Origin of the sequence: Microbacterium sp. oral taxon 186 str. F0373 (assembly GCF_000411455.1) — a bacterium.
Taxonomy (GTDB): domain Bacteria; phylum Actinomycetota; class Actinomycetes; order Actinomycetales; family Microbacteriaceae; genus Microbacterium.
Genome location: NZ_KE150457.1, coordinates 237,723 through 249,951 on the forward strand (window position 1 = coordinate 237,723; position 12,229 = coordinate 249,951).

Consider the following 12,229-nt stretch of genomic DNA (forward strand, 5'->3'; position numbering starts at 1 on the left):
CGGCGAGGCCTCGGCTGCCGGACCGCATAATGGCCTCATGCCCGAATCGCCCGACGCCGGCGCGCGCCTGCTGACACCCGCCCAAGTGGCGGAGATGCTGCAGATCGCCGTCGACGAGGTGGTCGCTCTCGTCATCGACGGCCGACTCCGAGGGATGAAGGCGGGCTCGCCGGCGCGCTGGCGCATCGACGCCGGCAGCGTCGCCGTCTACCTCGACGATCAAGCGGAAGACGCGCGGCGGATGGCCCTGTGGCGTGAATCGAATGCGGCGAGTTTTCCCGAGCTGTGGGGTCGGGGCGCGGTGCGCAACCCGGACTGATCGCCGCGGGCCCGTCGATACCGTCAGACGAGGTCGACGAGGGCATCCATCCGCATCGCGGCCACCGCCGCGAACGGGACGATCCGGAAGCCGCGCACCTGATCGGCGCGGCGCACCGCACCGATCTCGTGCAGTGCGAGGTCGAGATGATCAGCGCCGGCGCGGTCGATCGTGCCCGACAGTGCGCGCCCCGTCACGAGATGCACCGTCACCGGGATGCGCCGGCGGACGAGATCGCGCACGACGAAGCCCAGGGACATGCGCTGCGCGAGTGCGCCGCCGGGATGAGCGCCGCGCACACTGCCGAGAAGCTGCTGCGTTCCCAGCGCCATCGTCGCCGCGGCGCCCAGGGGCACGATCCAGACCGTGCCCGACGATCCGCCCTCGACGGTGACGGCGACCCAGTCCGATCCCACGCGCGTGACGGTCCCCGACAGCGTCGTGCCGTCCGTGAGCTCGAGGCCGATCGCGACATCGGCGGTCTCCGCGAGCACGACGAGCCGATCGCGGAGGGGGATGCGCGCCAGACGTAGGCGCTCCGCTTCGGTGTCCAGGGCGGCGCGCTCAGCCTCCCACTCGGAGTCGAGTTGGTCTTCCAGATCCTCGAAGAAGCGGTCCCAGCGCACGCGGTGACCCTAGGGGAAGGATGCCGCCGCCCGCCGATTCTGTCCACAGCAGCCTCTCCACAGGTTGGAGGATTCTCATCCACCCTGTGCGTGGGCTGTGCTGTACTCGTCAGACGCCCGACCGGGCGGAGGACGACAGAGGAGGACGGAGCATGGCCACCGCATCCCCCGACGCTGCCGGCACAACCCGACGGAGCGTTTCGACACCGCGCCGCGGCTCCGCCTTGGAGGTCGCCGAGTATTTCGCCCCCCAGCGCACCGGCACGGACGCGCTGCCCGCTCCGGAGCCGCTGCTGAAGAACCTGACCATCGGCGTCCTCGAAGCGCTCGCCGGCGTGCGCGAGGTCGATCAACTCGCACGCTGGTTCGGCGAGGACGCGTTCCGCGCTCTGATCACACGAGCCAATCTGTCGGCTCGCGCACGCAGCGCCCGAGGCGTCGCACCGGCCCGACCCGTGCACCACATCCTCTCGACTCGTCACTCCTCCCCCGCCGACGGCGTCATCGAAGGAGTGGTCATCGTGGCAGGACCGGCGCGCACCCGCGCCGTCGCCCTCCGCTTGGAGGGCTGGGACGGGCGCTGGCGCGCCACGTCCCTCGCGCTTCTCTGACCACCCGCCGAAAGCGGGGTCGGCGCGGTCGCCGATCCCTACTGGCGGTACGAGGAGAGGAAGTTGCCGAGCCGTTCGATCGCCTCGGTGAGCACGCGCGCCTCCGGCAGCGTCACGATCCGGAAGTGATCCGGCGTCGGCCAGTTGAAGCCGGTTCCCTGCACCAGCAGCACGTGCTCTGCGACGAGGAAGTCGTAGACGAACTTGGCATCGTCGTGGATCTCATAGATCTCAGGATCGAGCCGGGGGAACGCGTAGAGAGCGCCGCGCGGCTTGTGGCACTGCACCCCCGGAATCGCGGTGAGCGCCTCGAATGCGGCATCCCGCTGCTCATGGAGCCGTCCGGTGGGAGCGATCAGCGCGTCGATCGACTGCACGCCGGACAGCGCAGCCTGCACCGCATGCTGAGCGGGCACATTGGGACACAGCCGCGTCGAGGCGAGCAGCTGAATCCCCTCGAGGAACCCGACGGCGTGCTTCTTCGGGCCGGTGATGACCATCCAGCCCGAGCGATACCCGGCCACGCGATACGTCTTGGACAGGCCGTTGAAGGTCAGGCAGAGCAGATCCGGCGCGAGCGTGGCGAGCGGGATGTGCACGGCATCGTCGAACAGAATGCGGTCGTAGATCTCGTCGCTGAGCAGCAGCAGCGAGTGCTCCCGAGCGATCTCCACGATTCCCTCGAGCACCTCACGGGAGTACACCGCCCCGGTCGGGTTGTTCGGGTTGATGACGACGATCGCCTTGGTGGCCGGCGTCACCTTCGACCGAATGTCTTCGAGGTCGGGCTGCCAGCCGTTCTCGTTGTCGCAGCGGTAGTGCACCGGGGTGCCCCCGGCCAAGCTCGTCATGGCCGTCCACAGCGGATAGTCCGGAGCGGGGATGAGAACCTCGTCGCCGCTGTCCAGCAGCGCCTGCATGGTCATGGTGATCAACTCGGAGACGCCGTTACCCAGGTAGACATCGTCCGGATCGAACGCGGGGAACCCGGGAACCTGCTCGTACCGCGACACGACAGCGCGCCGCGCCGACATGATGCCGCGGCTGTCGCTGTAGCCGTGTGCGTGCGGGACCGCCTCGATCATGTCGCGCACGATCTGGTACGGCGCCTCGAAGCCGAAGACGGCGGGATTGCCGGTGTTGAGCTTGAGGATGCGGTGTCCGTCGGCCTCGAGCCGGTCAGCCTCGACGAGGGCGGCTCCACGGATCTCGTAGAGGACGTCCTTGAGTTTGGATGACTGATCGAGGATGCGGGGACTCATCGGATCAGGATATCGCCGCCCCGACGAGGCCAATCGCCGCCCGGTGGCCCGGGCGTCCGCCTACTTCTTCTTGCCGGCGGCGCGACGCTCGGCACGGTTGTTCGCCGCCGGAGCGGATGCCGCGGCATCCGTGCGCTGCCCGAACGCCCCGCGCGGAGCCTCGGCGGCGGGCGAGGCCTGCTCGGAGGGCGCGCTCTGCTGGCGGAGTTTGCTCGTCGCCGCCTGCTGCACCTGTCCGCGGTCGTTGCGGACCTCCACCTCGCCCGCATCGTTGGCGGCCGTGTACTGGAGCTTCTGGTTCTCGACCGAGGGCGCGACCTGCAGGCCCTTCGCCTCGACCTCCTCGCCGCTCTGGCGCACCTCGACCTCGAGGTTGTAGAGGAAGCCGACGGACTCCTCCTTGATCTGCCCCATCATCGTCTGGAACATCTCGTAGCCCTCGCGCTGGTACTCGATCAGCGGATCACGCTGTGCCATCGCGCGCAGGCCGATGCCGTCCTTGAGGTAGTCCATCTCGTAGAGGTGATCGCGCCACCGGCGGTCGAGCACCTGCAGCACGACCCGCCGCTCGAGCTCGCGCATCGCGGGCTCACCGAGCTTCTCCTCGCGCGCCGCGTACGCGATCTTCGCGTCGGAGAGGATCTCGCGCTTGAGCACCTCGGGCGTGACGCGGCCCTTGCTGCCGCTCTCGGCGACGACCTCGTCGATCGTCACCGACACCGGGTACAGCGTCTTCAGCTCCGTCCACAGCGCGTCGAAGTCCCAGCTCTCGTTGTGGCCCGTACCGGTGTGGTCGTCGATGATCGCGCCGATGGCGTCCTCGATGAAGTGGTGGACGCGGTCGGAGAGGTCGTCGCCCTCGAGCATCTGCCGGCGGTCGGCGTAGATCGCCTCGCGCTGGCGGTTGAGGACGTCGTCGTACTTGAGCACGTTCTTGCGGATCTCCGCGTTGCGGGCTTCCACCTGCGACTGCGCACTCTTGATCGCGCGCGAAACCATGGTCGATTCGATCGCGACATCGTCCGGGAAGTTCGTGCGGGCGAGGATCGCCTCGGCGGCGCCCGACTGGAACAGGCGCATCAGGTCGTCCGTCAGCGACAGATAGAAGCGGCTCTCGCCGGGGTCGCCCTGACGGCCCGAGCGGCCGCGCAGCTGGTTGTCGATACGGCGGGACTCATGACGCTCGGTTCCGAGGACGTACAGTCCGCCGGCCTCGACGACCTTCGTCGCCTCTTCGGCGACGATGTCGCGCATCGCGGCGTAGGTCTCGGTCCATGCGGCGTCGTACTCGTCGGGCGTCTCGACGGGGTCCAGTCCCTTCGCCTTGACCTCCTGCACCGCCAGGAACTCGGCGTTGCCGCCGAGCATGATGTCGGTGCCGCGGCCGGCCATGTTGGTGGCGACGGTGACGGCACCGAGGCGACCGGCGCGAGCGACGATCTCGGCCTCACGCGCGTGGTTCTTGGCGTTGAGGACCTCGTGCTTGATGCCCTTCTTGGCGAGCAGGCGCGAGAGGTACTCGCTCTTCTCGACGCTGACGGTACCGACGAGCACGGGCTGCCCGCTCTCATGACGGCGCGCGATGTCCTCCACCACCTGAGCGAACTTCGCCTGCTCGTTCTTGTAGACGAGGTCGGGCTGGTCCTTGCGGATCATCGGCTTGTTCGTCGGGATCGGGACGACGCCGAGCTTGTAGGTCGACATGAACTCTGCCGCCTCGGTCTCGGCGGTGCCGGTCATGCCGGCGAGCTTCTCGTACAGGCGGAAGTAGTTCTGCAACGTCACCGTCGCGAGTGTCTGGTTCTCTGCCTTGACCGGGACGTTCTCCTTGGCCTCGATCGCCTGGTGGATGCCCTCGTTGTACCGGCGACCGACCAGGATGCGACCGGTGTGCTCGTCGACGATCATGACTTCGTCGTTCATCACGACGTAGTCGGTGTCGCGCTTGAACAGCGCCAGCGCCTTGATCGAGTTGTTCAGGAAGGAGATGAGCGGGGTGTTGGCCGACTCGTACAGGTTGTCGATGCCGAGGTAGTCCTCCACCTTCTCGATGCCGGGCTCGAGAACACCGATCGTGCGCTTCTTCTCGTCGACCTCGTAGTCGACGCCGGCTTCGAGAGTCTTCGCGATCTTCGCGAACTCGACGAACCAGCGGTTCGCCTCGCCGGAGGACGGGCCGGAGATGATGAGCGGCGTGCGCGCCTCATCGATGAGGATCGAGTCGACCTCGTCGACGATCGCGAAGAAGTGACCGCGCTGGACGAGGTCCTGCTTCTGCCAGGCCATGTTGTCGCGCAGGTAATCGAAGCCGAACTCGTTGTTCGTGCCGTAGGTGATGTCGGCGTTGTACTGCTCACGGCGCACCTCGGGTGTCTGCCCGGCGACGATCGTGCCGGTCGACATGCCGAGTGCGCGGTAGACGCGACCCATGAGCTCGGCCTGATACGACGCGAGGAAATCGTTGACGGTGATGACGTGCACGCCCTTGCCGGCGATGGCGTTGAGGTAGACCGCGAAGGTCGCGGTCAGCGTCTTTCCCTCACCGGTCTTCATCTCCGCGATGTTGCCGAGATGCAGCGCCGCGCCACCCATGATCTGGACGTCGTACGGACGCTGGCCGAGCGTGCGCTTGGCGGCCTCGCGCACGGCCGCGAAGGCCTCCGGCATCAACTTGTCGAGGCTCTCTCCCGCCTCGTGACGGGCGCGCAGCTCGGCGGTCTCCCCGCGCAGCTCCTCGTCGGTCAGCTGCGCGTAGTCCTCTTCCAGGGCGCCGACCGCCTTCACGACCTGCTGAAGCCGCCGCAGGATGCGTCCTTCGCCGGCGCGGAGCAGTTTCTCGAGAGGGTTGGCCACGGAGCATCTCCATCTATCGGGTGCGGGCGACGCGCGACGCCGCCTCGACCGCGCGCGAAGGCACGGCATACGGGGCCATGTTACCTGGCTGTGACTTTGCTTACCTGCGCGAGACCTCGAAAACACGCGCATAGGATCGTGACATGGCCGGATTCTGGGGCGCACGCAAGCAGGAACGCGAGCAGCGGGCAGCGGAGGATGCCGAACTCGGCCGCCGGGCGGACGCGGCCCTCGTCGCGATCGATGAGCGGCTGCGCACCGCGGAGGATGAGCTCGTCTTCGCCGAGATCGAGTTGGGCATCGAGCCCACGCAGAGCCTCCGCGAGGCACTGAAGGCGGTTCGCAGCCACATGGGCGAGGCGTTCCAGCTGAATCAGCTCAACCACGACCACATCCCGGACACCCCCGAGGAGCTGCGCACGCGCAACGCGCGCATCATCCAGCTCTGCGAGTGGGCACAGGAGCTTCTCGACGATCGCCTTGAGGCCCTCGCCGAACCCGTCGAGCGGGCCCGCCGCGCTCCGGAGATCATCGCCGGCATCCGCGCCGACGTCGAACGGGGCACGCAGCGCCTCGAACGCGCCGAGGCGACTCTCGCGCGTGTGCACGCCCGGTACGCGCCGGCCGCCGTGCGCCGCATCGAGAAGAACGCCGCCGAAGCGGCGCAGCTCTTCGCCTTCGCCACGCACGGTGCCGACGTCTCCACGGCACGACGCGAGAACGGGCAGCGCGAGCAGGCGAATCTCGCGCTGGAGACGGCGATGGAGGCGGTGCGACGGGCGACCACCCTGCTCGATGCCGTGGACGCCTTCGAAGTCGAGGCACTGCGCGCCGAGTCCACGCTCGATGCGATCGTCGAGGATTCCCGCGACGACCTCGTGACGGCGCGCGAGCTGCAGAGCATCCCCTCCGTCGGCGCCGCCATGGCGACGCTCGAGAAGGAGCTGGCCGCCCTCACCCCGGCGGGGGAGCTGCCCGACCCGTTCGGCGAACTCACGCGGCTGCGTGAGGCGAACGCCGCTCTGGATGCCGCGGTCGCCAAGGCTCGTACCCGTCTGGCCAACCCCGTGCCTCCGGAAGGCCACGTCCGCCACGCTGTCGATGACGCCGATCGCCAGCTCGGAGTGGCCCGCAGCGTCATCTCGGGCCACCGAGGATGGATCGGCGCCGACGCCCGCACCCGCCTCGCCGAAGCGGAACGGATCCGTCTGGACCTGGCGGCGCTGACCGCACAACCCATCGACGAGGACGACCGCGAGCAGGCCCTCGCCGATGCTCGCCGCTGCGGACAACTTGCGGCGGAGGCGCTGCAGCTCGCCCAGCGCGACATCGACTCCTCTCGCCCAAACGATGGCGGCTGGGGCGATGGGGGCGGCTGGGGAGGCGGCCGGCGCGGGGGAGGCGGAGGCGACATGGTCGGCGGCATCCTCGGTGGCCTGGTGATCGGCAGCATCCTGGACGGCATCTTCGACTGAGTTCGCCCCGCCCGGCGCACGTGCCGACCCGGATCGGAGATACAGAATCGGATCGCAGAAACAGAATCGGATGCCGCGCGCGGCGGCATCCGATTCTGTTCACTCGCCCCGTTTCCGGGGGCCGGTCGGGTCGGTCAGGACGCGAGCTCCGCGGCCGGCGGAGCGCTGGTCGTGAGCGAGATCACGCCGTAGTCCCAGCCCTTGCGGCGGTAGACGACACTCGGGTGGTCGGTGCGGGCGTCGATGAAGAGGAAGAAGTCGTGTCCGACGAGCTCCATGCGGTCGACGGCTTCTTCGACCGTCATCCACTCGGCGTCGAAGTTCTTGGTGCGGATCACGACCGGGGTGTAGTCGTCCTCGCCCTCGTCGCCGACGGCGATCGGGATCTCGCCGGTCGCGACAGCACGCAGCGTCTCCACGGATGCCGGCTGCACATCGATGCCGGACAGCGCACCGCTCCCCTTGTCGAGCTTGGCGCCACGCGGGTGGTTTCGGGCGTCCACGCGCTTGTCCTTGGCACGACGCAGCTGCTCGGCGAGCTTGTCGACCGCCATGTCGAGCGCCGTGAACTTGTCGCTGTCGGTGGCCTCCGCACGCACGAGTGGGCCCTTGCCCGTGACGGTCAGCTCGACCGTCTCCTCTTCGCGGCTTCCATTGTGATACGCGCGGTGCGTGACCTTGACGTCGAGACGCTGCGCTCGGGGGGACAGCGTTCCGATGCGGACGGACTTCTCTTCGGTGACGGTGCGGAAACGATCCGAGATGCTCACACCCACGCCGACGATGCTGGTTTCCATCCTGACCTCCTTGTTCCGGGTCCGGCCGGTCAAGGGCGGACCCTGAGTTCGCCTTGGTCTCTCCCACGCTATCGGGGTGCGGCGGTACTGTCACGCGCCAATCCCGGGAGTAACGGACCGATCCCCTGAGGATCCGCAATGGATCCGCGCTCACGGGGCGTGTCGCGCGGTCGCAGCGACCGTCGCGGCCCCGATCACGCGCGCACCGCCGGCCGTCAGGGCTCGCGCGGCCTCGCGCAACGTCGCGCCGGTGGTCAGCACGTCGTCGACGACGATGACGGACAGCCCCGCAACGCCGCGCGCCCGGAGGGTTCCCGCGACGTTCTGCGCGCGCGCCTCGCGGCCGAGACCACGCTGGTCGGCGACCGCGCCGCGCGAGCTCAGCGCCCGCAGCGGCTCCAGACCGCCCCGGCGCGCCAGCAGGGCGCTGGTCTCGTATCCTCGCCGGCGAAACGCACGTCGCGACGAGGGCACGGGCACGATCGCCACCTCGGCGCCGGCGCCTTCGACGCGCGCCACAGCAGCGGCCAGGGCACCGCCGAGCGGTCGGGCCAGCCCCGTACGCCCGTCCTCTTTGAACGCGCGCAGGACGCGCGCCGGCACGCCGGAGAAATCCAGTGCGGAGCAGACGGCGAGCCCCGGCAGCAGCGAACGTACGCGCACCCGTGGCAGAAGGAGTTCACGACAGCGCGCGCACAGACCGACGTCCGGCTCGTCGCAGCCCGCGCACCACTCGGGCAGCACCAGCGAGAGCGCCCCGGCTGCAGCGTCGCCCACGCGGCGCCACACGGGTGCGCGGAGCCAGGCCGGATCGAGCATGATGCCACCGTGTCGAACGCACGTCACGCGCGGGGACCCCGATGCGCATCTGTGGACGAGTGCACTCGAAGCGCGGTGCGGGGAGGAGGATTCGCCTCAGCGTGGCATGCCCTGCTGCACCGCCAGTACTCGGACGCCCCCCATCAGCTGCTGCCAGTTGGCACCGCGCTGCGCGTAGAGCTCGCCGTCCGTGTCGATCACGCTCGCGTTCGAGGACTGTCCGGAGAGCGTCGATGTGTCCCCGGGCGTACGGATCGGCGCGTCCGGGAAGCCGCCCACGTGCACCGCCTCGACGTACTGGTCCTGCCCGGCGCCGGCGAGCACGCCGAGGGTGCTCGCATCGAGCCAAGTGAGATCCGTTGCGGCATCCGACAGCGTCGCCAGCTTCTTCACGGGAGACACGAGCGCGGTGGGAGCCCCGGCGCGGTCGCGCTGGATACCCGCCCCCCATACGGCGTAGCGGTCACCGTCGCGCACGACGGCGACGAGTCTCGTCCCGTCGCGCGACACACGCTGCGCGATGACCGCGGAGGCGCCCGACCATCCTCCGGACATCGGAACGGCGGTGCCGCCCGGCGCGTACGCGATCACCGATCCGGGCGCGTCCGACGGCACCGACCAGACATATCCCGCAGGATCGATCGAAGGAGCGACGAGATCCGGACGCGTGTCGAGGCGGCGGGTGGCGCCGTCTGCGGGGACCTCGAGAACCGCGCCCGACACGTCGCGGACGGCCGCTGCGGTGCGATCGGCATTGACCTCGATGTCGGTCGCCGAGATCTGCATCAGCGCGTCGGAGAGCCCCGCGATCGGCGAGATGGTCGTGCCCGATACGAAACCGAAGGCGTCATCGGTGCGAACCAAGGGGTTGGCCGCCACCGCGGTGGAACGCACGTCCACACGCTGGGCCGTCAGCTGCTGGCCCCCGGGAAGCAGCATGTCCACGCTCGTGATCCCGGGGACGTCCAGGCTCGCCTCGAGCTGGGTCTGCATGCGGTTCAGCGCGGTCTGGTCGAGCGAGCGGGCGCCGTCCTGCAGGGTCACCTGCGCGACGTTGGACTGGCGCGGGACAGAGGTCAGCTCCAGTCGCGCACCGTCGGTGAACGCGCTCACGACCGCGCCGCGCAGCCAGGGCGCGGGCGCACCGTCGACGAGGCCCTGAGCGATGTTGGTGGCGGCGTAGTACCGAGGGAACCACCGCACGTCGGGCACCAGGTAGGTCCACGTCGGATCGAAGTACATCAGCGAGTAGTTCCCGAACACGGCCAGGAACTGGGCTTTGTCGAGCACGATCCCGTCGGGCGCCTGGGTGATCCGCCACTGCCCGTCGTCCTGCTGAGCGAGCTTGAAGGTCAGGGGAATGGGGCCGTTGTCGGATGCCGGGCTCATCTCCCCCGTGGCATCCACCGTCGCCACCGGCGAGACCGTCAGCACGATGTCGCCGGATGCGCTCTGCTGCAGGGTGCGCTGCCCGGACGCGTAGATCGTGACGCCGGCCTGCGGCTTCCAGGTGCCTTTGTAGCTGGGGGCGAGGAACTGCTGCGCCGTCTCCCAGTTGTTGGTGGGGCCGGTACCGGCCGCGATGAAGCCCTCGACGATCTGCTGGGGCGTGGCGTCCTTCACCGGCCCCTTCGGGATGAATGCGATGTCACCGGAGGTCCCGTCGTCCACGATCCGCACGCCCGGGTTGACCGGTCCGGAGGTCGGCAGCCCCGCGCACGCGGCGAGGGCCACCATGAGCGCCCCCGCGAGCACCGTGATGCTCGCCCGGCGCAGACGCCGAAGACTCATGAGCGTCCCCCCTTGTCGAATACGGTGATCGGCTGCGTCAAGCCGAGGTCGTCGAGCGAGACGCCGTCCTCGCCCGGGTCGAGGGCAACGGGTGACGAGCCGTCGATGGGCTGACCCTGCCGCGGCAGCGTCAGCACGAAGTTCGTGCCGCGGCCGAGATCCGACCAGACAGCCAGAGTGCCCCCGTGCAGCTTCGCATCGCCGAGCGCGATCGACAGCCCCAATCCCGTGCCGCCGATCGTGCGCTTGCGCGACGGGTCGGCGCGCCAGAAGCGGTCGAACACGCGCTCGGCGTCGGCGGCGCTCATGCCGAGTCCATAGTCACGGACACCGATCGCAACCGCCCGCTGGTTGCTGTCCACGGTGACGACGATGGGACGGCCCTCGCCGTGCTCGATGGCGTTGCCGAGCAGGTTGCGCACGACCCTGCGGACGCGGCGGGGATCCATATCGACCGGAGAGTAGCCTCCCGGAGCGACCAGGCGCACATCCGTCCCGTGCTGATCGGCCAACTGCTGCATCGAGGCGATGACGTCCTCGGCGAGATGCGCGAGGCTGGTCGGCTCATACTCCAGCTGCACCGACCCCGCGTCGTAGCGGCTGATCTCCAGCAGGTCGGTCAGAAGCGTCTCGAAGCGCTGCACCTGTGCATGCAGCAGCTCCGCGGCGCGGGCGGTGGTCGGATCGAAGGAGTCGCGCTGATCGTTGAGCATGTCGCTGGCCAGGCGGATCGTCGTCAACGGTGTGCGCAGCTCATGGGAGACGTCGGAGACGAAGCGCTGCTGCACGAGCGAGAGCTCGGCGAGCTCCTTGATCTGGGATTCGATGCTGTCGGCCATCGCGTTGAACGAGCGGCCGAGGATCGCGAACTCGTCCTCACCCCGTACCGGCAGACGCACGGCGAGATCGCCGGCGGCGAGGGTCGCACTCGTTTCGGCGGCCTCGGCGATCGGGACGGTCACCGAGCGCAGCACGAAGGAGGAGATCGCGGCGATCAGGAGCACCAGCCCGGCACCGACGAGCCACAGCGTGATCTGGACGAACTGCAGGGTCTGCTGCTCCGGGGCGAAGTCGTAGGCGAAGTAGAACTCGTAGGCACCGACCTCGGGAAACTCGAGCTGCTGCCCGACGATGATCCCGGGCACCGTACTGCCGTCGGCTGCCGGCAGACCGACGGACTGCCACCAGCGCTTCTGGCTGTCACCTTGAACGGCGCCGCGCAGCCCGGGCGTGATCAATCCTGCGTTCAGCCCGCCGCGCTGGAAGTCCTGCGGGGCGATCGTCGACGGCTCATCCGAAATGCGGAACGCGGCGATCATGTCGGTGCCGGCTTGGCGGGCGATCGAGTCGGTCGCATTGTTCCAGAGCGACTGCAAGGCGGCGCCGTCGCCATCGATCTGCGCGGCGTTGAGTGTCTGCTGGGTGGACTGCGTGGCGCGCTGCACGGCTTCCTGCACCTGCTGGACGCGGGACTCGAAGAGATCGTTCTGGATCGCAAGCGCCATCGCGACGAAGGCGATGAGGATGGCGAGAGCCGTCGCACCGATCGTGATGACGAGCGTGCGAAAACGCAGCGACCGGGTCCAGGCGTACGCCACCCGGCGAGGCCAGCTGCGCCAATCGCGCCAGCCGGTCAACGTCGGCACGGTCGCCGTCTGCGGCGTCATGAGCGGCCG

General features: G+C 69.0%; 10 protein-coding genes. 3 read left to right on the plus strand and 7 right to left on the minus strand.

The window, feature by feature from the left end; genetic code table 11:
- The first annotated feature begins 37 nt into the window (after window positions 1–37).
- Entirely contained in the window at window positions 38–319 is a 282-nt protein-coding gene (locus tag HMPREF1529_RS01125) for a helix-turn-helix domain-containing protein (protein WP_005048309.1), read from the plus strand.
- Window positions 320–342: 23 nt separating this feature from the next.
- Here the strand turns inward: HMPREF1529_RS01125 and HMPREF1529_RS01130 are convergent, their stop codons facing one another.
- On the minus strand, window positions 343–945 hold the full coding sequence (locus HMPREF1529_RS01130; protein WP_016463357.1) for a hypothetical protein: 603 nt from the start codon (window positions 943–945) through the stop codon (window positions 343–345).
- A 152-nt stretch (window positions 946–1,097) separates the two neighbouring features.
- Between HMPREF1529_RS01130 and HMPREF1529_RS01135 the strand changes: the two genes are divergently transcribed.
- Window positions 1,098–1,556, plus strand: coding sequence for an Rv3235 family protein (locus tag HMPREF1529_RS01135; protein ID WP_016463358.1), 459 nt, complete (start codon window positions 1,098–1,100; stop codon window positions 1,554–1,556).
- Window positions 1,557–1,594: 38 nt separating this feature from the next.
- On the opposite strand, the gene HMPREF1529_RS01140 is transcribed toward HMPREF1529_RS01135, so the two are convergent.
- The gene (locus tag HMPREF1529_RS01140) at window positions 1,595–2,818 is read right to left on the minus strand and encodes a pyridoxal phosphate-dependent aminotransferase (RefSeq protein ID WP_005048303.1); all 1,224 of its coding nucleotides are present in this window, start codon (window positions 2,816–2,818) and stop codon (window positions 1,595–1,597) included.
- A gap of 60 nt (window positions 2,819–2,878) precedes the next feature.
- The gene (secA, locus tag HMPREF1529_RS01145) at window positions 2,879–5,671 is read right to left on the minus strand and encodes a preprotein translocase subunit SecA (protein WP_016463359.1); all 2,793 of its coding nucleotides are present in this window, start codon (window positions 5,669–5,671) and stop codon (window positions 2,879–2,881) included.
- 143 nt (window positions 5,672–5,814) lie between these two features.
- Here secA and HMPREF1529_RS01150 point away from each other — a divergent pair, with 143 nt between their 5' ends.
- Window positions 5,815–7,146 (plus strand): hypothetical protein, encoded by a 1,332-nt coding sequence (locus HMPREF1529_RS01150; protein WP_005048300.1) that lies wholly within the window; start codon window positions 5,815–5,817, stop codon window positions 7,144–7,146.
- Window positions 7,147–7,280: 134 nt separating this feature from the next.
- Here HMPREF1529_RS01150 and hpf read toward each other — a convergent pair whose 3' ends face one another.
- The 4 genes from hpf to mtrB all read right to left on the minus strand — a co-directional run bounded on the left by hpf (window position 7,281) and on the right by mtrB (window position 12,220).
- A complete protein-coding gene (hpf, locus tag HMPREF1529_RS01155; RefSeq protein WP_016463360.1) occupies window positions 7,281–7,943 on the minus strand; it encodes a ribosome hibernation-promoting factor, HPF/YfiA family in 663 nt (220 codons plus the stop codon).
- A 150-nt stretch (window positions 7,944–8,093) separates the two neighbouring features.
- A complete protein-coding gene (locus HMPREF1529_RS01160) occupies window positions 8,094–8,762 on the minus strand; it encodes a ComF family protein (RefSeq protein WP_016463361.1) in 669 nt (222 codons plus the stop codon).
- 96 nt (window positions 8,763–8,858) lie between these two features.
- Complete coding sequence (locus tag HMPREF1529_RS01165) at window positions 8,859–10,553, minus strand: LpqB family beta-propeller domain-containing protein (RefSeq protein ID WP_016463362.1); 1,695 nt, start codon at window positions 10,551–10,553, stop codon at window positions 8,859–8,861.
- Complete coding sequence (mtrB, locus tag HMPREF1529_RS01170) at window positions 10,550–12,220, minus strand: MtrAB system histidine kinase MtrB (protein WP_016463363.1); 1,671 nt, start codon at window positions 12,218–12,220, stop codon at window positions 10,550–10,552. The genes HMPREF1529_RS01165 and mtrB overlap by 4 nt, the downstream gene beginning before the upstream one ends.
- Between the last annotated feature and the right edge of the window lie 9 nt (window positions 12,221–12,229).